At 37.2% G+C, this 20,053-nt stretch carries 26 protein-coding genes, 4 pseudogenes and 1 CRISPR repeat array; of the genes and pseudogenes, 10 read left to right on the top strand and 20 right to left on the bottom strand.

The annotated features are described in order from the left end of the window. The first annotated feature begins 194 nt into the window (after nucleotides 1-194). The 6 genes from QWY93_RS19575 to QWY93_RS00015 all read left to right on the top strand — a co-directional run bounded on the left by QWY93_RS19575 (nucleotide 195) and on the right by QWY93_RS00015 (nucleotide 2,945). Entirely contained in the window at nucleotides 195-434 is a 240-nt protein-coding gene (locus tag QWY93_RS19575) for a condensation domain-containing protein (protein WP_353959642.1), read from the top strand. Between the two features lie 171 nt (nucleotides 435-605). After that, nucleotides 606-929: a condensation domain-containing protein gene (locus QWY93_RS19580; RefSeq protein WP_353959643.1), complete on the top strand. Its 324-nt coding sequence runs from the start codon at nucleotides 606-608 to the stop codon at nucleotides 927-929. A 400-nt stretch (nucleotides 930-1,329) separates the two neighbouring features. Further along, complete coding sequence (locus tag QWY93_RS00005) at nucleotides 1,330-1,539, top strand: AMP-binding protein (RefSeq protein ID WP_290246151.1); 210 nt, start codon at nucleotides 1,330-1,332, stop codon at nucleotides 1,537-1,539. Next, on the top strand, nucleotides 1,532-1,723 hold the full coding sequence (locus QWY93_RS19585) for an AMP-binding protein (protein WP_353959596.1): 192 nt from the start codon (nucleotides 1,532-1,534) through the stop codon (nucleotides 1,721-1,723). The genes QWY93_RS00005 and QWY93_RS19585 overlap by 8 nt, the downstream gene beginning before the upstream one ends. After that, nucleotides 1,720-2,619, top strand: a complete 900-nt coding sequence (locus QWY93_RS00010) for an AMP-binding protein (protein ID WP_290246152.1) — start codon at nucleotides 1,720-1,722, stop codon at nucleotides 2,617-2,619. The genes QWY93_RS19585 and QWY93_RS00010 overlap by 4 nt, the downstream gene beginning before the upstream one ends. Continuing rightward, nucleotides 2,616-2,945, top strand: coding sequence for a phosphopantetheine-binding protein (locus QWY93_RS00015; RefSeq protein ID WP_290246153.1), 330 nt, complete (start codon nucleotides 2,616-2,618; stop codon nucleotides 2,943-2,945). Before QWY93_RS00010 ends, QWY93_RS00015 begins: the two co-directional genes overlap by 4 nt. Here QWY93_RS00015 and QWY93_RS00020 read toward each other — a convergent pair. From QWY93_RS00020 to QWY93_RS00110, 20 genes and pseudogenes are all read right to left on the bottom strand, one after another. Continuing rightward, a complete protein-coding gene (locus tag QWY93_RS00020; protein WP_290248793.1) occupies nucleotides 2,930-3,379 on the bottom strand; it encodes a sulfotransferase family protein in 450 nt (149 codons plus the stop codon). The genes QWY93_RS00015 and QWY93_RS00020 overlap by 16 nt on opposite strands. Nucleotides 3,380-3,434: 55 nt before the next feature. Next, on the bottom strand, nucleotides 3,435-4,022 hold the full coding sequence (locus QWY93_RS00025; protein ID WP_290246154.1) for a hypothetical protein: 588 nt from the start codon (nucleotides 4,020-4,022) through the stop codon (nucleotides 3,435-3,437). Between the two features lie 179 nt (nucleotides 4,023-4,201). Further along, nucleotides 4,202-4,914, bottom strand: a pseudogene (locus QWY93_RS19590) (sterol desaturase family protein). A 273-nt stretch (nucleotides 4,915-5,187) separates the two neighbouring features. Beyond that, nucleotides 5,188-6,107 (bottom strand): annotated as a pseudogene (locus QWY93_RS00030) (IS1595 family transposase). A gap of 266 nt (nucleotides 6,108-6,373) precedes the next feature. After that, nucleotides 6,374-8,469: direct repeats of the CRISPR family, unit length 46 nt; unit sequence GTTGTGAATTGCTTTCAGAATTATACCTTAGCTAGGTAATCACAGC. 115 nt (nucleotides 8,470-8,584) lie between these two features. Further along, entirely contained in the window at nucleotides 8,585-8,932 is a 348-nt protein-coding gene (gene cas2 / locus QWY93_RS00035; RefSeq protein WP_290246155.1) for a CRISPR-associated endonuclease Cas2, read from the bottom strand. Then, a complete protein-coding gene (gene cas1 / locus QWY93_RS00040) occupies nucleotides 8,925-9,425 on the bottom strand; it encodes a type II CRISPR-associated endonuclease Cas1 (RefSeq protein WP_353959644.1) in 501 nt (166 codons plus the stop codon). Before cas1 (QWY93_RS00040) ends, cas2 begins: the two co-directional genes overlap by 8 nt. Further along, a complete protein-coding gene (cas1, locus tag QWY93_RS00045) occupies nucleotides 9,376-9,816 on the bottom strand; it encodes a type II CRISPR-associated endonuclease Cas1 (RefSeq protein ID WP_290246156.1) in 441 nt (146 codons plus the stop codon). Before cas1 (QWY93_RS00045) ends, cas1 (QWY93_RS00040) begins: the two co-directional genes overlap by 50 nt. Nucleotides 9,817-9,833: 17 nt before the next feature. Then, the gene (locus QWY93_RS00050) at nucleotides 9,834-10,109 is read right to left on the bottom strand and encodes a hypothetical protein (RefSeq protein WP_290246157.1); all 276 of its coding nucleotides are present in this window, start codon (nucleotides 10,107-10,109) and stop codon (nucleotides 9,834-9,836) included. Between the two features lie 74 nt (nucleotides 10,110-10,183). After that, complete coding sequence (locus tag QWY93_RS00055; protein ID WP_290246158.1) at nucleotides 10,184-10,438, bottom strand: hypothetical protein; 255 nt, start codon at nucleotides 10,436-10,438, stop codon at nucleotides 10,184-10,186. Between the two features lie 31 nt (nucleotides 10,439-10,469). Next, on the bottom strand, nucleotides 10,470-10,628 hold the full coding sequence (locus QWY93_RS00060; RefSeq protein ID WP_290246159.1) for a hypothetical protein: 159 nt from the start codon (nucleotides 10,626-10,628) through the stop codon (nucleotides 10,470-10,472). A gap of 246 nt (nucleotides 10,629-10,874) precedes the next feature. After that, nucleotides 10,875-11,282 carry a hypothetical protein gene (locus tag QWY93_RS00065; protein ID WP_290246160.1) on the bottom strand — a complete coding sequence of 136 codons (408 nt, stop codon included), beginning with the start codon at nucleotides 11,280-11,282 and terminating at the stop codon, nucleotides 10,875-10,877. Beyond that, nucleotides 11,234-11,767, bottom strand: coding sequence for a hypothetical protein (locus QWY93_RS00070; RefSeq protein ID WP_290248876.1), 534 nt, complete (start codon nucleotides 11,765-11,767; stop codon nucleotides 11,234-11,236). The genes QWY93_RS00065 and QWY93_RS00070 overlap by 49 nt, the downstream gene beginning before the upstream one ends. Before the next feature lie 149 nt (nucleotides 11,768-11,916). After that, nucleotides 11,917-12,663 (bottom strand): annotated as a pseudogene (cas9, locus tag QWY93_RS00075) (type II CRISPR RNA-guided endonuclease Cas9); the annotation flags it as partial. After that, the gene (locus QWY93_RS00080) at nucleotides 12,567-12,968 is read right to left on the bottom strand and encodes a hypothetical protein (RefSeq protein WP_290248877.1); all 402 of its coding nucleotides are present in this window, start codon (nucleotides 12,966-12,968) and stop codon (nucleotides 12,567-12,569) included. The gene QWY93_RS00080 and the pseudogene cas9 (QWY93_RS00075), both read right to left, overlap by 97 nt. A gap of 267 nt (nucleotides 12,969-13,235) precedes the next feature. Continuing rightward, entirely contained in the window at nucleotides 13,236-13,583 is a 348-nt protein-coding gene (locus QWY93_RS00085) for a hypothetical protein (RefSeq protein WP_290246161.1), read from the bottom strand. 14 nt (nucleotides 13,584-13,597) lie between these two features. Beyond that, complete coding sequence (gene cas9, locus QWY93_RS00090) at nucleotides 13,598-15,058, bottom strand: type II CRISPR RNA-guided endonuclease Cas9 (RefSeq protein ID WP_290248795.1); 1,461 nt, start codon at nucleotides 15,056-15,058, stop codon at nucleotides 13,598-13,600. Further along, nucleotides 14,947-15,198 carry a hypothetical protein gene (locus tag QWY93_RS00095; RefSeq protein ID WP_290246162.1) on the bottom strand — a complete coding sequence of 84 codons (252 nt, stop codon included), beginning with the start codon at nucleotides 15,196-15,198 and terminating at the stop codon, nucleotides 14,947-14,949. Before QWY93_RS00095 ends, cas9 (QWY93_RS00090) begins: the two co-directional genes overlap by 112 nt. 148 nt (nucleotides 15,199-15,346) lie before the next feature. Then, complete coding sequence (locus tag QWY93_RS00100; protein ID WP_290246163.1) at nucleotides 15,347-15,823, bottom strand: HIRAN domain-containing protein; 477 nt, start codon at nucleotides 15,821-15,823, stop codon at nucleotides 15,347-15,349. A gap of 436 nt (nucleotides 15,824-16,259) precedes the next feature. Further along, nucleotides 16,260-16,990: pseudogene (locus QWY93_RS00105) on the bottom strand (LytR/AlgR family response regulator transcription factor). 13 nt (nucleotides 16,991-17,003) lie between these two features. Further along, nucleotides 17,004-17,966 carry a sensor histidine kinase gene (locus QWY93_RS00110; RefSeq protein ID WP_353959597.1) on the bottom strand — a complete coding sequence of 321 codons (963 nt, stop codon included), beginning with the start codon at nucleotides 17,964-17,966 and terminating at the stop codon, nucleotides 17,004-17,006. A 421-nt stretch (nucleotides 17,967-18,387) separates the two neighbouring features. Here QWY93_RS00110 and QWY93_RS00115 point away from each other — a divergent pair, with 421 nt between their 5' ends. From QWY93_RS00115 to QWY93_RS19610, 4 genes are all read left to right on the top strand, one after another. Continuing rightward, on the top strand, nucleotides 18,388-19,041 hold the full coding sequence (locus QWY93_RS00115) for a sensor histidine kinase (RefSeq protein ID WP_290246164.1): 654 nt from the start codon (nucleotides 18,388-18,390) through the stop codon (nucleotides 19,039-19,041). A gap of 166 nt (nucleotides 19,042-19,207) precedes the next feature. Further along, nucleotides 19,208-19,426 carry a LytR/AlgR family response regulator transcription factor gene (locus QWY93_RS19600; RefSeq protein WP_353959598.1) on the top strand — a complete coding sequence of 73 codons (219 nt, stop codon included), beginning with the start codon at nucleotides 19,208-19,210 and terminating at the stop codon, nucleotides 19,424-19,426. 38 nt (nucleotides 19,427-19,464) lie between these two features. Continuing rightward, nucleotides 19,465-19,617 (top strand): hypothetical protein, encoded by a 153-nt coding sequence (locus tag QWY93_RS19605; protein ID WP_353959599.1) that lies wholly within the window; start codon nucleotides 19,465-19,467, stop codon nucleotides 19,615-19,617. Beyond that, nucleotides 19,592-19,768, top strand: coding sequence for a LytTR family transcriptional regulator DNA-binding domain-containing protein (locus tag QWY93_RS19610; RefSeq protein WP_353959600.1), 177 nt, complete (start codon nucleotides 19,592-19,594; stop codon nucleotides 19,766-19,768). Before QWY93_RS19605 ends, QWY93_RS19610 begins: the two co-directional genes overlap by 26 nt. Nucleotides 19,769-20,053 lie beyond the last annotated feature (285 nt).

The raw sequence follows: 20,053 nt of genomic DNA on the forward strand, positions 1-20,053 counted from the left end.
TGCGCACACACTTTGTTTTGGCCTTGGAAGGCCTGTCCCAGAAATTAATCACAAAAGCCAAAATAATTATTCCTGTATAAACCTAAAGAGATATGAAACAGAAGACCCGATAAAAACTGGTGGCGTCAACTAGCGAAAAGGAAGTTTTGAAACCTTTTTGATTTAACCCAGGCAACCGTTAATTCAACTTAAATATTTCAAGCCAACATCAGGTCCATTATCTGTTAGTGAATGCCCATCACACAGTTGCAGATGGGTGGTCATTGGGGGTTTTTCTAAATGAATTAATTAGTTTTTATAAAGCAAATGTCAAGGGTGAAAATGTTCAATTGATTGATTTGCCCATCCAGTATGCTGATTTTGCTATTGGCAAAAACAGCAAAGCTGCCCAACATGAAGCCAGTTTTCCCTATCATATTGGAAAGAACAATTAGCTGGCGAAATTCCTATATTGGACTTGCCGATTGATAACCAAGGGTTCTAAGCGAACCTTCTCCGGGGGAACGCATCGGTTTGTTCTTTCGAAGAAATGGCAATTGCTATCGAAGATCTTGCCCGAAAGGAGGATGTTACTCCTTATATGATACTTTTAAACCGTCTTTTACATTTTTCTTCATAGATACAGTGGCCAGGAAGATATTATTATTGGCACCCCAGTTGCCAACCGAAGTTACCCAGAGCAGGAGCTTTTAATAGGAGTATTTATCAATACACTTTCACTCGGGCCAATCTTTCAGGAAATCCAATTTCCGGAATTTATAAAACAGGTGAAGAAAGTTGCCTTAGGTGCTTTTGCCCATCAGGATTTGCCCTTTGAGAAATTGGTAGAGGAGCTTAAGCCCAAGCGAGACTTAAATCGTACTCCTCTTTTCCAAGTTGTTTCAATTTTCAAAATTCACCCCAGCCAAAACTGGAAATGCCGGTCTTGAGGTTACCTCCAGGATATTGATACCGGGGTTTCCCAATTTGACCTGACCCTAATGCTTTCCAAGGTGAGGGAACAGTATCATGCAACGTTGGAATACAATAAGGATATTTTTAAACCTACTTCCATCCAAAGGATGTTTATGTCCTTCCCATTACTTTTAGAAAATGCTATACGCTATCCAGAAAGGCCAATATCAAAGTGAAATACCTGTCTGGAATGCAACTAAGCCCTACTTCTTTATCAAGGAGTCATTCCAAAATTGAATTCCCTAGGGATAAGTGTTTTCATCATTTCTTTGAAGCGCAAGCTGCAAAAAAACCTAATAATATTGCAGTGATCTATAATCATAAGCACTTTTCTTATAGAGAATTAAACTTAAGAGCCAATGCCTTAGCTAAGCAATGCTTGAAAGGGGAGTTGGTGCAGGTTCAAGGGTAGGCGTTTGGATGAAAAGGTCAATAGAAATGCTGGTAGCTCTTTTGGCAGTTAGTAAGACTGGTGCAGCATATGTTCCTGTACATGCCTCCATCCCAATACGCCGGGTTGAGTTTATTCTAAAGGACGCACAGGTAGGTGTTTTGTTGACGAATATTGAGACCAAATTTGGATAATTTTGAGTTATCAATAATCCGCTTAACAGAAAATTCAAAGTTTAAAAATGGGGAGTTTTCAAACCCCAACATTAAAATTGACCCAGAGCAACTTGCTTATATTATCTATACCTCCGGATCAACAGGTACTCCAAAAGGGGTAATGATTAGTCATGCTTCTTTGACAAATTTCTTTGTTCGATGAGTAAAAGCCCTGGGATTTGTCAGAATGATATCCTGTTAGCAATTACTTCCCTTTCTTTTGATATTGCTGCTTTGGAGCTATTTTTGCCTTTGATGGTAGGAGCAACCATTATTATTGCCAGTGATGAGCTGCTCTCACAACCCCAGGAGCTTTGTGAATCAATAGATAAATTTAAGGTAAGTATTATGCAGGCCACCCCTGCAATTTGGCAATTGCTTCTCGAGACAGAATGGAAAGGTAGGCCAAACTTAAAAGCCTTATGTGGTGGTGATGTTTTGTCACTTCAACTGGCAAATAATCTTTTGGAAAGGGTGGGGAAATTGTGGAATATGTATGGGCCCACTGAAACGACTATTTGGTCCTCTATAAGTTTAATAAAAAAAGGAGATACACGGATTACCATTGGTCAGCCTATTGACAATACGCAGCTTTATATTCTAGACCGGTACCAACAGCAATTGCCGGTAAATGTAGTAGGGGAGCTTCATATTGGAGGGGAAGGAATAGCCCGTGGATATGTAAATATGCCCCAATTGACAGAAAAGAAATTTATACCTGACCCTTTCTCCCTCCAGAAAGGGGCTAAATTGTACAAAACTGGTGATCTAGCAAGGTATTTGGCTGATGGTTCTATTGAAATTTTGGACAGAAAAGATGACCAAGTTAAAATTCAGGGAAATCGAATGGAGTTAGGGGAAATTTCTGCTCTAATGGTTCAACACCCAATAGTAAAAGATGCCATTACCCTTGCCAGGCAAGAAAAATCTGGCGAAAAACGATTAGTCACTTATTTTGTCCCTAAAGCCTTTGATAAACCTCTTGATTTGGGAGAATTGAAAGAGTTTTTGGGTGAAAGACTTCCTAATTATATGATTCCAACTTCCTTATTCCAATGAACTCATTTCCTTTAACTCCAAATGGAAAGATTAACCGGAAGGCTTTTCCAGTACCAGAAGATGTAAGGCTACTTTCTGGTTATATAGGGCCAAGGTGTGAAGAGGAGCAAATTTTGGTGGAAATTTGGCAAAACATATTAAATATTGAACAGGTGGGAGTGAATGAGAATTTTTTTGACCTTGGTGGAGCATCATTGCAGAGTCTCCAAATGGTGGCCAATGCAAATATGTATGGATTAAAAATAAAAGTAGAAGATATCTTTGAATATCAAACCATCCATGAATTGGCAACTTACCTAAAAGGGGAAAATTACAATATGGGATAATTCCAATAGCGGAGAAAAGGTTCCAGTTTTTCAGTAACAATTTCCCTTTCATTTTTAGCTATTGTATGTTTTAGTTGCACAAAATCCTTCTGTGGTCCAATAAATGATTTTAACTTATCTTTACAATAATCGAAATCTGGAAGGTGGAGAGTTTGATATGTTTTTTGAAGGGTTTCCAGTGGATTTTTTATGAAATCAATATAGGCGAGTTCGGTCAATTGCCCTGGTGGAATTAAATCTTTTGTCTCCAAATACCGTGACATCATTTGAGAATAGGTGTCCAAAATTATTTTATTGACATTGACCTTATTGCTGTTTTGTAAAGCGTAAACTTTTTGAACTACTTTCCAAAAACACTTATTGGAAGCGTATACCTCATAGGGATTACGATGAATGAAAATAAATTTAGCTTTGGAAAAATGGAAAGCAAAAATTTTATTCTAGCTGTATTGGGTGGACTTTTGAGTACAAGTTGTTTTTGATGATTCGCTATGGAAATTTTTTGAGCAGATAAACAAACGAATCCTTCCAAGCTTCTAATTCGGATTTTGTAATATTCTCGAAAAGCACATATTTACTAAACTGTTCATTCATCATCCCAGGGAAGAAGTAACCCCATTGGGCCCCTTTTTCATCTAAATAAGTGGTCATTGTGGCATCCTCTTCACCGGGAAAGCGAAAAGATAAGGGTACCCTGTGCACGGAATCTTTTAGTTTAAAAATCCGACAAATAAGCTCAAAAATTGGTAGTAATTTTTTTTCTGTACTTAACATTATTTCAGGTAGTACCATTTGATAATTACTATGATAACCAAAACGGTTGTCCTGCACCAAGCACTGGTGTAGATAAGAAGTTCCACTGCGATAATAACCAAGGATAAAAAGGGGAGACTTTTCAATTTGATGTTGACTGATTTTTTGATCATATAAGGCTAGCTCGATCCACCTGATAGGTTCAAATAATATGATCTTTAACAGCCATGGAGGGGTGTTTTTAAGCTTTGAAGGGTCAATACCACCATTTTTTCTGACCATCTTGTAAAAAGAAAATAAAGGAAGTGGAAAAAAACGGTGCATGAGCTGGCTGTTTTATCTTAATACATATAGCATTTTGAAAAAAAGTTAAAGTTTTTCCTCAATATTTCTCCAGGGAATACATTTATTAAATTTTGATAATTTTAATTCAATTAAAAAAATAAAGACCTGCCCAAGGTTAACTTTTTTTTGGGTAAAACTAATGGGCCATTTTTATTTTTTCACCAAATCTTTTTTTGAATGCTATCGTAAATTTTTACATAATCCGAATGTTCTGTCCCCATCAATCTATCCCAAATTCTAAAATATAGTCCATAATTCCCTTTAAAATTTGAATGATGAAGATTATGGTAAACAGAACTATTTATTACTTCAAATAACCAGGAGTTCCTAAACCACTTGGGCATGATTTCAAATCCCAAATGCCCGTAAACGTTTATGGTAAATGTACAAAAATTAAAAGTCAAAAACATTAATGGGTGAATTGGGACCGATAAAACGAGAATTGGAATAAAGAAACCAAAGTAAATGCTTCCCAAAAATGAAAAGAGTAAGAAGCCCAAGGGGTAGGGGAAATGGATTTATGATGAACCCAATGTATGGTTTTAAAAAATAAGGGAAGATGGTATATCCTATGTAACCAATAAAAGTAAGTGTCATGGATAAATAAGGATAAAATCAAGCTAATAGGCATCCACCATAAGGGATAAGCCGTAATATCCCTGTAAATTTTGGTGTACTCCACCCAAGGACCGCGGATAATGATTATTGCTGCAAGAACAAATATGATATTAGAAACAAGGGAATGAAAAATCTCCCTTTTAAAATCCTTGCCATTGGCCAATCTTTTCTGAATTTTTGCTTTAAAATATTTATAAAAATAAAACTTATAAAAAATCAAAAAGGATACTCCTGCAACTACAAAGTATCGCATAAATGCAATGCCCACCCGATCAAAAAGGCAATAATATTTTCCATTTGACTTATGGTTGGATTAATACTAATATTTCAGATTAAGATTTACATCCAATACTTTTTTGGCTATGGTCTTTTTTAATGAGTTTTTGATCCATTTCTTAAACTTTATGGGTATAAGGCCTAATCAAATATTCCAAAGCATAATAAACCACAATTAACTAATAGAAAGTTAGAAAAATTAAATTTTACTTTTTAGAAAAAGTAAAGAATAAATTAATTTTAATTATGATTATCCGCAATCATGCCAGTAAGGATAAATGGAAGCAATAATGAGCCGGTCAAAAAGTTTTTGACCGAAATATTTTCTGTTGAGCTTATAACTAAACTCATCAAGATAGTTTTGCATCATCCTTTCACTTATCATATGGTATGTCTGCAGCTGTTTCTTTAAATTACTTATGGCTATATGAACCCATTTGAGGTTAAAATGGCCTTTATCAGTTCCAGAGACCTCTCTGACATGAACCTCAATACAGTCACCCAGATCTGAGAAGGTGGTACTCTTATCTGTTTGAAGCACTGAGTCCTGATCAATGAATTCTTTGACCAGACCTTGGGCTGTTTTTGCCTCTAAGTTCTTTATCTTCTTCATTTTAAAATATCTACAGCTCTTTTCAAGCTTTCCGGATTCAGGGTTTTCTAAAACTGTCGATTCGGCCATTACCGCTACAATGGACTGTTTTTGACTGCCCCTGCCTCTTTTGAGCTTGTTTTGGGATTTGGCTTTGGTGGCTTTTCCTACAAAGGCCTCATCATATTCTACCATATCCTCAAGCCTATAGATATCATCGCGTTGTCCCATGACCTTCCTGAGTTTATGGTACATCCTGAAAACAGGTTCATACCGCTTCATCCCAAGCTGCCTTTGTAGCTCTGAGGCACTGAAGCTCTTCTTAGTGGCGGTTATGAAGGTCATGGCCAGCAGCCAGGTCCTAATTGGAAGGTTGCTGTTTCCATAACAGTACCACTCTTGATGCTGGTCCTGAACCCACATGAAGCACATTGAAAGGACTTCTTGTTTTCAAGCCAATAATGACGGTTACAGCTGCACCGTTTGCAAATGATGCCCGATTTTGTCCTTTGTTCTCTAATGAACTTAATACAGGAAGACTCGTCAGGAAACCGATTAATGAAGTTGATTATATTCATGGTCAAAACCGTTTATTTTGACCCAATTTATACAGAGTAATAACTTAACTAAAGCTATTGACACTAACTGTCACTTTTAATTTATTTGGCTACTGGTGTCATTGCGGATATACATAATTTTAATTTTAAAAATAAAATATTCATTATGCGTTTTTTTAAAATAACGAAAAAAATTATAGGTGAAATCATTAGGGGAAGATGCCAGGGAGATCCTCCCTAGTAAGGTAATCACAGCAAAAAAAACTGCTGTTTAAACTGGAAATGCTGTTGTGAATTGCTTTCAGAATTATACCTTAGCTAGGTAATCACAGCAGAGTAATTTTGGAAATAGAACAGAGCATTGTTGTGAATTGCTTTCAGAATTATACCTTAGCTAGGTAATCACAGCTATGCCATAAAATTTATTATTAGCCAACTTGTTGTGAATTGCTTTCAGAATTATACCTTAGCTAGGTAATCACAGCTAATAGCATTAATTACACCTGAACCACACGGTTGTGAATTGCTTTCAGAATTATACCTTAGCTAGGTAATCACAGCCTTTCAACATTGTCATGAGTTATTCTTCCGTTGTGAATTGCTTTCAGAATTATACCTTAGCTAGGTAATCACAGCATTTGATACTGAATTTACCGGATCAGTAACGTTGTGAATTGCTTTCAGAATTATACCTTAGCTAGGTAATCACAGCATGCCTTCGAAGCTCTTCAATACCTTGACCGTTGTGAATTGCTTTCAGAATTATACCTTAGCTAGGTAATCACAGCACAAGTGTAATGAATGCCACCGCTATTGTGGTTGTGAATTGCTTTCAGAATTATACCTTAGCTAGGTAATCACAGCTTTTGATATTGAAGGAAAGCCAGATTATGTGTTGTGAATTGCTTTCAGAATTATACCTTAGCTAGGTAATCACAGCTGTATATGAAAACTGCTTCGAGCCTCCTACGTTGTGAATTGCTTTCAGAATTATACCTTAGCTAGGTAATCACAGCGTTTTTGCATAGGAACTGATAGAAACCTGTAGTTGTGAATTGCTTTCAGAATTATACCTTAGCTAGGTAATCACAGCTTTCTTCTGTTTATTAATCCTTTAATTTCCGTTGTGAATTGCTTTCAGAATTATACCTTAGCTAGGTAATCACAGCTGGAAATATTCAACTTCCTCCAGGTAATCAGTTGTGAATTGCTTTCAGAATTATACCTTAGCTAGGTAATCACAGCCTTAGGCGAAAATGAAAATAGAACAATGCAGTTGTGAATTGCTTTCAGAATTATACCTTAGCTAGGTAATCACAGCCTCCTTTTTGTGCCCATGGTAGGCAAGAGGGTTGTGAATTGCTTTCAGAATTATACCTTAGCTAGGTAATCACAGCTGGCCTGTAGTGTTCCGGCTCTCCTATTATGTTGTGAATTGCTTTCAGAATTATACCTTAGCTAGGTAATCACAGCAAATAGGCTCAATCATGCAGAGGAGGATTTGTTGTGAATTGCTTTCAGAATTATACCTTAGCTAGGTAATCACAGCAAAGGGCGCTTTTATAGTTACCAACATTTCGTTGTGAATTGCTTTCAGAATTATACCTTAGCTAGGTAATCACAGCCTATGGTGGCACAGGCCAACAAAGACAATGTTGTGAATTGCTTTCAGAATTATACCTTAGCTAGGTAATCACAGCCCACCCCTAAATTATCCCTATGCAGGAAATGTTGTGAATTGCTTTCAGAATTATACCTTAGCTAGGTAATCACAGCAAGGGGTGCAATATGAATTTAAAGGTCATCGTTGTGAATTGCTTTCAGAATTATACCTTAGCTAGGTAATCACAGCGTCTTTATGTCCTAACATTTTGGAAACTGTGTTGTGAATTGCTTTCAGAATTATACCTTAGCTAGGTAATCACAGCGTTACAAAATCAGGCTCAGAATGTTAATGCGTTGTGAATTGCTTTCAGAATTATACCTTAGCTAGGTAATCACAGCGAATCATTTGAGCGGGGGATATTTGAGGGAGTTGTGAATTGCTTTCAGAATTATACCTTAGCTAGGTAATCACAGCACCTGAAATTACCTGCACTTGGAGCACCTGTTGTGAATTGCTTTCAGAATTATACCTTAGCTAGGTAATCACAGCCAGAGGAGCCGCGAAAAAACAACAAAAGCGGTTGTGAATTGCTTTCAGAATTATACCTTAGCTAGGTAATCACAGCTGTGGGATTTGAGGAGGCTTCATCATGTACGTTGTGAATTGCTTTCAGAATTATACCTTAGCTAGGTAATCACAGCCCCCTCCGATTAGCAAACTCCCTATCTGCCGTTGTGAATTGCTTTCAGAATTATACCTTAGCTAGGTAATCACAGCATACCTCCATGTAAGTGGTTGGTATGCTGTTGTTTAAGTTGATATTTAGAAATAAAAAATCAAGCTGTTTTGGGTTGTTAAAAAGGATAGTAGGCCAATTTCATTTTTCAAATGATTAAAATAAATCCAATTGTTGGGAGGGAGGTTCATTATCTACACTTTTGGTTCCGTGAAAAATTTCCATCAAGCCAAATTGCCGGTCTGTAATCGACATAATACCCACTTTTCCCTTCGGTGGAAGATTTTTTTTGACCCTTTTGATATGCACATCAGCATTTTCCCGGCTGGGGCAAAACCGCATATAGATGGAAAACTGGAACATGGCAAAGCCATCATCCAGAAGTTTTTTCCGGAAGGAGGAGGCTATCCTCCGGTCCTTTTTGGTTTCCGTTGGCAAATCAAAAAAAACTAAAACCCACAAAGTTCTATATTGGTTAAGTCTTGAAAAATAGCTTTCATCCATATTCGGGGTAAATAATTTTCCGGCTAATGCCTGCAAAACATTCAAATAAAGAACTGGTCGTTCTACTGGCTGCAACCATTAAAGGGCTTTTTTGCCCATCAATAATTACATCCAAGACCGGAATTTGTAATAATTCTCTTTTTAGGCAAGTGGTGAGTTGGGTGATATCTTCTTCTGTGTCCACAATATGGGACACGATCAGGTCAACAAAAGGTCGATAGGGTTCCATAATATCATCGGCCAGACAGTATGCATTGTATTTATTTCGATGCCAAATGCCAACATGGGGTAAAAGACCGGAAGAAACCAATGCTCTGGCAATAACAGCCCTAAGAATGGCATAACCATAATTTAAAAGGTTATTGGGAGGGATACCGGTTTGGTGGCGGTTGAATTCTGGAATATCAAATATATTTTGCCAATATATGGCGGCGGCCTGGGCTTCATGGTTGCCAGTATCCCCGGAATTTACATTTTGGCCAGGTATTGTAATCGTTTATTTTCTTCCCTTTATCTTCCAAAAGGCAGGCTTGATTTTGGATTTTGGCCGATACTGTTTGCTGCCAAAGGTTTTTTTTCAATGGGAGGGAAGCATTGAGTTGGTGTTTGATCCTTTCAGTTTGTTCGGTGTGGCCATGGATGGGAAGAAGGAGGCCGTTGGGAAGGTGTTGCCCATTGCAAGTTACTACGGCAACTTTCTGATTATTCAATTTGGCCAATAGTCCATTGGTGATAGTGATCTGCGGATTTTCCAATATGACCATACCGATGTCTTCTATGGGAACTGTCTTATCAGGTTTATCATCTGTAAATGCTATCACCAATTGTTCATGCTTGGTGCTGAGGTAAGCAGGGTTTCCGAAGAAGAGGGTGCGTTTGATCATTTTTATAAGTTTATTACTTACTCTATTTCCAGGTTCTTATTTAATAATATCTCCCTTTTTACCTCCATCATATCATTGATATGAAATATTCCATCAAAGAAGTTCATAAAATAGGTACGCTCTAATAGAGACTTCTTTTCTAAATATTTATAAGCATGCCAGCCTGACCATTTCCAATCGTTTACCGATGTGGCAAACTCGTGTTTTATTGGGTTGAGATGGAAATACAGGAAGATTTCCTGCCATTGGGATGTTGTTTGGATTGGTTTTCTCCTGAAGTTATTGATAAACAAACTTCCTTTTCGTTTATACTTTTTGTTGAAAGTTTGGGCATAAGAACTGAAAAAGTTTGAAAATTGCTTGGAGATTAACTTCCCAAAGTTTCAAACTTTGGAAAAGTTTTCTTCAAGGCTTCCTCAGACTTTACCCCAACCAAAAAATGAAAATGATTGGGCATCAAGCAAAAAGCATAGGTGTCCACTACATTCCCTAAGTATTTGCTATACTGTTGGAGAAAAAAACGATAATTTTCCTCCTCCCGGAAAATATCCTCCGAGCCACTCGCTTGCCGGACGGGCAGGTTGGCGTGTTTGTAAATATGGTAGGATTGGCCTTGTTCCATAAGATTGGTGGTTTGTGCATATTCAAACCTGTCAGGTCTGGGAGACCTGACAGGTTTTGATATTTTCTAGAATGAGAATATGCCTTAAGGTGTCTTTGTAAGTGTTTGGAAATCCCTTTTTGGATTTGTTGGTGAATGAATTATCTAGTTTCCTGTTTTTAAGCTCTCCATTAAACTTCTTTATTTTCATACTCGTGGTTTCCTATTTTTATTATTCCTGATTTGTTATGGACACTTTTGATATTTCCAAGTCTATCTGTATTAAGCTTAGAACAAAATTCTTTTATCATCACACCATTTACACTTCTTTCCATTTTATTAAGCGCTGAATATTCAACTTTATTTACAATGGCGGTAGATACGTCTTGTCTAAGGAAAAAACATTGATTTCCTGAAGAACTCACCATTTTGTATATCCTTTCTGTTTGTTCCTTGGTTAGATTATTAAAGTCAATGGTGTCAATGTTTTCATCCTCATTTGGCACATACACCAAATCATTTGGAGATAAATAAAACAGTAATTTTCTTCTTTTTCGTTAATCTCTGGGACAGAAGTCAGCCCCTGTTTTTGCCTTTCTATCACAATATTCAAAGGGATGGTATCATAGCTTCGCTTCCCCTCACCATTTTGATATATGGCAAAAAATAGGTTGGTGCCTTTGGCAGCTTCCACATATTTCTTCCTCTTATTCCCCGTTTCTCCTACTTTAAATTTGTTCCCTTTTGGTTCATAAGTTCTTACCTTTAATATGGGCTTGTGAAATTTCCCCCCATTGAGTTGAATGATATTTTTGTTCATCTCATCAACTCCTTCTGGGGTGAAGGCCAACTGTTCTGGTGCCATAGATTTGCCTTTTTCATCAACCCTGTTTTATATTTTTCTAAATGGGCCAGTAGAATTTTTTGGATTCCGGTATCTGTAATTGATCCTTTAATCCGTTTTTCATTGAATGAAGTATCTAAGCTTGTACGTGTTGCTACTAAGTCATTTTCCCAATAATAAATTTCTACTCTAGAAATATCTTGAGTTTTCCACTTGTATTTTCTGTCCTTAAAATACTTGGTCAAAAGATTTTTATCATATTTCAATCTTGCTAAGGATTGAACTTCCTTTCTCAACGGCTTATTGACGATATCCGAAATATTGTCCAATGCAACTCCAAGAGAAACTTTCTTCTTTTTTCGAAGCTTAATTAGTCCAGAGACAGTGTCTTTATGTATTGGCTTCCTAATAGCCCAGTTAAGTCCTTTTTGTTCCACTATTTCTTTGGACTTTTGGCCGTTTTTTTTAATCCATTTTTCATATTTATTAGTAGCTTTATTTATCACCCTAAGGTTTTGCTTGAAACTTATTACTATGGTTTCTAAAGCGTTTCTGGAATCAATTGTAAAAGTTTCCCAGGGTTTTTGGAAATCTTTTGGCACCTCTCTTTCAATTCTATCTTTGGTTTTTGGGTGGAGTAAGCGACTTTTACATATTTTCTTAGTTTCCTATTTAGATCAAAGCGTTCCTTAGATTTTGCATATTGGTTATTTAAAAGGTTGACGTGATCACGTGTTGCACAAGCTATAACCAAAGCATCTAAAGCATGGTGTCTGTGGTCAATTCTCTTTTTTTGGAAACCTTTTGACAACTCAAGAGGCACGGTGGGTAAGTATTTTTGATGATTTTTGTTCCAGCTTGTAAAACCTTTTGAATTGGTAAGCTGATTCATCCGTTCGAAGCGGGTTAAGATTATCCCATTCCAAATATCATTCAACCCCCAATCCTGTTTAAGGGTAGCAGTGATTTTTCCGTTACCTGGAATAAGATTTTTGGAATTGATGCCTTCATCATTAGTTTCTGAACGGACTATATTGGATAGGACTGCTGAAATATACTTGCTTATGTAACGAGTGTCATTTATTTGGCGCTCGATCATCTTCTCCGGAATTTCCTCCATGAGCAATTTGTTCCGCTTTGAAAAGGATTTGGAGTAATGGTCTTTTACAAAAGTTTCATATGTCCTGACCTCAAATATTTTTACGCTCTTGCCAAAACCATTTTCTACTATTTCTCCGTGATGGTTTTTTATAAATTCTAAACCTATTTGATTGTCTTTTAATTTGTTCACGGAAGCTTCACATATTACTTTATTGCTGAAACTGTCATCAAAGTATCGGCTTTGTGGAATAATGTGTTCGATTTCATATTCAGAAGTAAAAAGCTTTGTAAATGGAATGATTTCACCTGTATACGGGGAACGATATTTTTGTTCAAGCCAAAGCTTATAGCGCAATAATCCGAAGAAGTAGGGATGGCCTTTTTGCTGATCTTTTCTATATCCTCTGGAATTTCAATATTGGAATTGAGCACTCCATTTTCATAAATTTTAAGAATTTCCTGCTGCATTGGTGAATATGGACGAACATTCTCAAAACCTGTATCATTCTTGAGTTCAGTTAGTAAAGCTTTTATACGAAGATTGGTGTTTTCATTATCCGTAATTTGGTTAGTTATTTGTTTGCGCTTATCTGCAGGATTTTTCATTTCCCGCCCCAATTCCACATGGATTTCATCAAAGAAATCTTTCTTCCCTTCGCCGTATTCTTGCCAAATATCCCTTACTACCCTGAGGGTTTCGGTTACTACTTGCTCTACAATGGGTTACGCAGTGAGTGCTGCTTGAAATCTTTGATATAACCATCCAAATCAACAACCGAATTCCATTTTTACTAATATCAGCTTCGGAATGTCTATCATAAACAATATAGCTTGCTAACCAAAGCTGTAAGCCTTGAAAATGATGGTACTCGGTTAAATTAATTGCTTTCTCCCTAACCCTATTTTGATCTTTTCATCAAATTCACCAGTTGTGACTTTATCAATCCTGCTTTTTGTTTTTTCATCAATAGCATCCCAACTCCAATATTTTCCTAAACGTAATAAGGGTAATAATTTTTTAATGGCTTTTAGAGAAAAAGGGCCGTACTCGCTTTTAAACGGGGGGAACTTTTTGAAATTTTCCACAAAGGAATTGACATCCAATCGGTGTTTTTCAGCAAAGGTTTTCAGGGCTTTTTCATATTCTATTTTATCTGTGACTGAGTAGATAATATGCCACAAATTGTACTCAATTTCTCTTGTGAAGAAATCAAAAGACATATTTTCGACTTTTTTTAATCTTCTCCTGATTTCATAACCAGTTTCATTACAGGGATATTTTTTGATTCATCCTTTACAGAATCATACACGTAATTCCATCGGTACTTTGCAGTTTCTGCATTTAACGCTTTTCCCTTCAGTTCTTTAGAGGTAAGCAAATGTTTCAATATAATCTTATGGTCTACCTCTTTTTGCCTCATCAAAAACTCAAAAAGATTTTCCCAATCTTCAATGTTGGATAGAAACTGGCCAGTTACATCAACTTCATCCTCCTTTTTGTAGATCTTAAGGTTATACATCCATTGCCAAACCCTGAATTCTTGATAATAAGGATTGGATTTGGGGACAGCATTCAGGTATTTGGTTTTCCTTTCTCCGTTAATCCTGAAATTTCTGTACTCTAACGAGCATTTTCCTATATTAAATTTTTGGCTTTTTAGAGGCCGTTGGTAAAAAATGATATCCTCAAGGAAAAGGTGTGTAAAATCCTTTTTGCTTAATGCCCATTGGTGTGCATCATTGTTTCTGTATAGTTCTCTCACACATTCGTTGTACAAACCTTCATCCGTTAATTCAGGATGAAATGCCTTTTGTTTTTCCAGAATAGCCTTTAATTCTTCTTTGTAGAATTTACGTTCAATAGTACGGACTAATTTGCCCTTTACTTTTTGACTTGGGTTTTGTAATAGTGTGTCGTAGATATATGCACCTACCGTTTTACTAGAATGGTCAATTTCCTGTTCGGTTTTCTTTTTGATTAGTGTCCAATCATCTTCCTTTGGGGCTCTAAAGCTCCTTTTTTCATTTCCCTCTTTATCCCTTTTAATTGAGCCATCCTCATCCAGGTCAGTAGTAACAATGAAATCCCTGACTTTATCTTTCCAATCGTATAAATCTGTTTTACTTGAACGTCTATAAACCCATCCATTTTCGAGAATCAGTGAATACCAAGTCTCTCCCTTTTTATTAGTTTCTTCAGCTTTTATATCGATAATTTTCAATGAATAAAACTCGACCAATTTATTAGGATTTTCTTCCTCCTCTTCTCCTCTAAACTGATAGTACCCCCGCTTTTGATTAAAATTTAGGATGACCCAAGCGAGCTCCTCTTTTTCAATTTTCTGAGAAAGTGCTTTTTTTCGTAGGAAATAGATTGTCCAGTCATAAGGGATTAGTTTTCCTTCTTCTAATAACTGTGGTTGACACTTCTTGAAATCAACAAGCATCTCCTCAAATGATTTTTTGAAGATGAATTCTTTATTATTAAAAGCCAGTTTGGGCTCCATTTCCCTCTTGAACTTGCCAAGGCGATTCTCGAAATCTATTTGTGAAGAGTAATGCTTAGGGAGAAATCCCAAAATATTCAAAATACGATGTAGCCTTTCCCTACGGAGTAAATGTCTCTCGCGGAGTCTTCGGGTTCCTCTGAAACCTGTTCTTTCAGCCGTTTGGGAAACTGAATTTCCTTTCCAAATTCTCCTAAAATATCCTGACTCATCGGAATAATCCTACTTCCCATTCCAAGTATTTCACCTTGCTTTTCCTCAAAGTTTTGCGCAACCAAAGCCCACCCAATAGAGTTTGTTCCCAAATCCAGTCCTAATATTCTTTTCATATTATAATTTAATTTATTCTTTATTTAACTTTTTTATTGCCTTTTTAAAATTCATTCCTAAATTGAAATCATAATTCTGAAAGCAATTCACAATAAGGATTATTCCGTTGTGAAAACATTCAAGGCGGGGCAACTCGCCTTTCTTTTTCTACCTCCTATATCCATCATCCACATCATCTGCTGCCTTGTTACTAAGTTTCTCTGTAGCTTCCTTTTCTGGGACGATCAGATTAGTCCAGATGCCTATTCCAAATTGATGCAAAGAAAGTTTAGCATTAACCATGGCATTTAACCTGGCACCAGCATCCATCAGGTTGGCCAGGACAATGTTTTCATAAGCAGGTAAATACCCCAGAAACATATTTTCCCATTTTACCCCAACTGCAATACGGTCATGTTCGTGTTCTGAAAATTGTTCCAAGATTACCAGGTCACCTGCCCGGATTTTCCCAAAACATTTATTTAAAGAATAATACTGGACCCCAAGCAGGTAATTGTCATATATTTGGATGGGCTTGGCAATCAGGTTGGTAACCAATTCAGCTTTAGGAGAAGAGCCTGGTAAAATCAGGGATATGCCTCCCAGTCCAGCCGATTTCAAAAATTCCTTTCGGTTAAGTTTCATAAAATTTTACTTTATGGGTCATTAAAGACCGAAAAACATGGATTAAAAAAGATGTTTACAAGCATCAAAAATAGAATTTTTGAATACAAACTGCGCTCTCCTTTTTTTGAATAAGATGCTTAGAATTAATCTCGTAATCTCTAAAATAACCATTTTATAGTGAAAATAATTACCTTTATTAGGTGAAATTTGCCCTTTCCGCTAGCTTCTTCAAAAAAAGATCCGGTGATTAGCATTCTAATTTAAATAATGGAGCACATTAATGAAATACCTAAATTGCGGTATTTTTTAAGATTAAGGGAATCGGGTTTTATCGGAGAGGAGGGAATAAATAGGGCTAAAATTAATATAAAACAATAAGTGGGGATGACCTAGCCAAACGTTGTTGGAGTAACCCTTCAAGGGTTCAAAACCTTGAAGGGTTTTACCATTAAAATCACCCCATCCAACGATTCAAAAACTTCAAAAAATTCTCCTTATAATTTTCACTTACCGTGATGGTGGATTTCCCAATTTGAATGCTGTTTTTGGTAATGGAGTGGATATGGTCCAGGGCTACAATAAAGGACCGGTGGACACGCATAAATTTATTGGAGGGGAGCAATTCCTCCATGTTTTTAAGGCTTGTCAGGGATAGGAGAGGATGGGGTTTGTCCACCAGGTGGACTTTGACATAATCTTTGTACGCTTCCACATAGAGAATGTCCTTTAGCAAAACTTTTACCAATTGATATTCCACCTTTAGAAAAATATATTCGGGTACTTCATCTACTTTTTTTATGGATTTTTTTGGTTTTCAAAAAACTGCAAAGCCTTGGTGCTGGCCTTAAGAAATTCCTCATAATTATAGGGCTTCAGCAGGTAATCCAGGGCATCCACTTTATACCCTTCAATGGCAAATTGGTTATAGGCAGTAGTGAAAATGATACGGCAAGGGGAATCCTTTTTATTGGCGCCCATAATTCTGGCCAGTTCCATCCCGGAAAGATCGGGCATTTGGATATCCAGAAAAACCAAGTCTACCGGTTCTTTATGAATAAAAGCCAGGGCATCGATTGCATTTTCAAATTTACCCATCAAGTTCAAAAATGAAGTTTGGCCGATAAACTTACTGATCATTTCCAGGGCAAGGGGTTCATCATCTACAGCGATACAATTGATTTTCATGCCAGGTGGATTTTTAGGTTGACGCGGTATTCATTTCCGGATTTTGATCATCGATTTCCAATTGAAACCGTTGAGCATAAAGCAATGAAAGCCTCCTTTTTGTATTGGTAAGGCCAATACCCTTTGCTTGCGATTCAGGGCTATTGGAATAAGAAGAAATGATATTGTTGCAGGTATATAGGTGCAATACCTGGTCCTTTTCAGATAGTTTCACTGTGATAACACTTTGTTGCTGAGAGCTGATGCCATGTTTGAAGCAGTTTTCAATAAAAGGAAGCAATATCATGGGCGCAATGCATTTTTCCTCCATCTGTTCCTGTATATCCAAGTTAATTTTTACCTTCTCAGATATCCGCAATTTCATTAACTCAATATAGTCTTTAATAAAATCAATTTCCCTACTCAATAGGGTCTGGCCCTTTTCTGTTTCATAAAGCACATAACGCATCAACCTGGAAAGTTTGTGCAGGGCAGTTTGGGCCCTTTCCACATCAATGTTGGTAAGGGAATAAATATTGTTGAGGGTATTGAAGAAAAAATGGGGATTGATTTGGGCTTTGAGATAAGATAGCTCCGATTTAATTCTTTGTTGGTCCAGTTGCTGTCTAAGGAACTCATCTGCCTGCCATTTTTTTACCGCCGCCACACTGGTGCTGATCCCAAGGGTAAGAAAAGCCACGATCAGGTTAAAAATATGGAAGGGGAGAGGTTTCTTTCTGGGGATATATTCCTCTTCAGGGTGAAAGGCCTGGTGCATCAGTTTGGGAAGACCCAACCAGTTTTCATAGTATTCCAGGAAGTACATGAGGATTACACTGACCCCAATTGTCAATAATAAAAACCAACCCACACGTGACTTAAACAGCAAGTTGGGAACCCATAAATGCTGATTGATATAAAATAAACCTATCAAAAGGATGAAAAAGGTAAACTGTCTAACCCAAAACTGATGGGGAAGGGCTACGTTCCAGGACAATGGAGTTAATAGGAAAAACAAGGTTCCCATCAGTATCCACCCTAAAATATAGGGTGGATAATGATGGGAACCTTGTTTTTCCTCATTAACTCCATTGTCCTGGAACGTAGCCCTTCCCCATCAGTTTTGGGTTAGACAGGTTACCTTTTTCATCCTTTGATAGGTTTATTTTATATCAATCAGCATTATGGGTTCCCAACTTGCTGTTTAAGTCACGTGTGGGTTGGTTTTATTATTGACAATTGGGGTCAGTGTAATCCTCATGTACTTCCTGGAATACTATGAAAACTGGTTGGGTCTTCCCAAACTGATGCACCAGGCCTTTCACCTGAAGAGGAATATATCCCAGAAAGAAAACCTCTCCCCTTCCATATTTTTAACCTGATCGTGGCTTTTTCTTACCCTTGGGATCAGCACCAGTGTGGCGGCGGTAAAAAAATGGCAGGCAGATGAGTTCCTTAGACAGCAACTGGACCAACAAAGAATTAAATCGGAGCTATCTTATCTCAAAGCCCAAATCAATCCCCATTTTTTCTTCAATACCCTCAACAATATTTATTCCCTTACCAACATTGATGTGGAAAGGGCCCAAACTGCCCTGCACAAACTTTCCAGGTTGATGCGTTATGTGCTTTATGAAACAGAAAAGGGCCAGACCCTATTGAGTAGGGAAATTGATTTTATTAAAGACTATATTGAGTTAATGAAATTGCGGATATCTGAGAAGGTAAAAATTAACTTGGATATACAGGAACAGATGGAGGAGGAAAAATGCATTGCGCCCATGATATTGCTTCCTTTTATTGAAAACTGCTTCAAACATGGCATCAGCTCTCAGCAACAAAGTGTTATCACAGTGAAACTATCTGAAAAGGACCAGGTATTGCACCTATATACCTGCAACAATATCATTTCTTCTTATTCCAATAGCCCTGAATCGCAAGCAAAGGGTATTGGCCTTACCAATACAAAAAGGAGGCTTTCATTGCTTTATGCTCAACGGTTTCAATTGGAAATCGATGATCAAAATCCGGAAAATGAATACCGCGTCAACCTAAAAATCCACCTGGCATGAAAATCAATTGTATCGCTGTAGATGATGAACCCCTTGCCCTGGAAATGATCAGTAAGTTTATCGGCCAAACTTCATTTTTGAACTTGATGGGTAAATTTGAAAATGCAATCGATGCCCTGGCTTTTATTCATAAAGAACCGGTAGACTTGGTTTTCTGGATATCCAAATGCCCGATCTTTCCGGGATGGAACTGGCCAGAATTATGGGCGCCAATAAAAAGGATTCCCCTTGCCGTATCATTTTCACTACTGCCTATAACCAATTTGCCATTGAAGGGTATAAAGTGGATGCCCTGGATTACCTGCTGAAGCCCTATAATTATGAGGAATTTCTTAAGGCCAGCACCAAGGCTTTGCAGTTTTTGAAAACCAAAAAAAATCCATAAAAAAAGTAGATGAAGTACCCGAATATATTTTTCTAAAGGTGGAATATCAATTGGTAAAAGTTTTGCTAAAGGACATTCTCTATGTGGAAGCGTACAAAGATTATGTCAAAGTCCACCTGGTGGACAAACCCCATCCTCTCCTATCCCTGACAAGCCTTAAAAAACATGGAGGAATTGCTCCCCTCCAATAAATTTATGCGTGTCCACCGGTCCTTTATTGTAGCCCTGGACCATATCCACTCCATTACCAAAAACAGCATTCAAATTGGGAAATCCACCATCACGGTAAGTGAAAATTATAAGGAGAATTTTTTGAAGTTTTTGAATCGTTGGATGGGGTGATTTTAATGGTAAAAACCCTTCAAGGTTTTGAACCCTTGAAGGGTTACTCCAACAACGTTTGGCTAGGTCATCCCCACTTATTGTTTTATATTAATTTTAGCCCTATTTATTCCCTCCTCTCCGATAAAACCCGATTCCCTTAATCTTAAAAAATACCGCAATTTAGGTATTTCATTAATGTGCTCCATTATTTAAATTAGAATGCTAATCACCGGATCTTTTTTTGAAGAAGCTAGCGGAAAGGGCAAATTTCACCTAATAAAGGTAATTATTTTCACTATAAAA

The organism is Echinicola jeungdonensis (assembly GCF_030409905.1).
Taxonomy (GTDB): domain Bacteria; phylum Bacteroidota; class Bacteroidia; order Cytophagales; family Cyclobacteriaceae; genus Echinicola; species Echinicola jeungdonensis.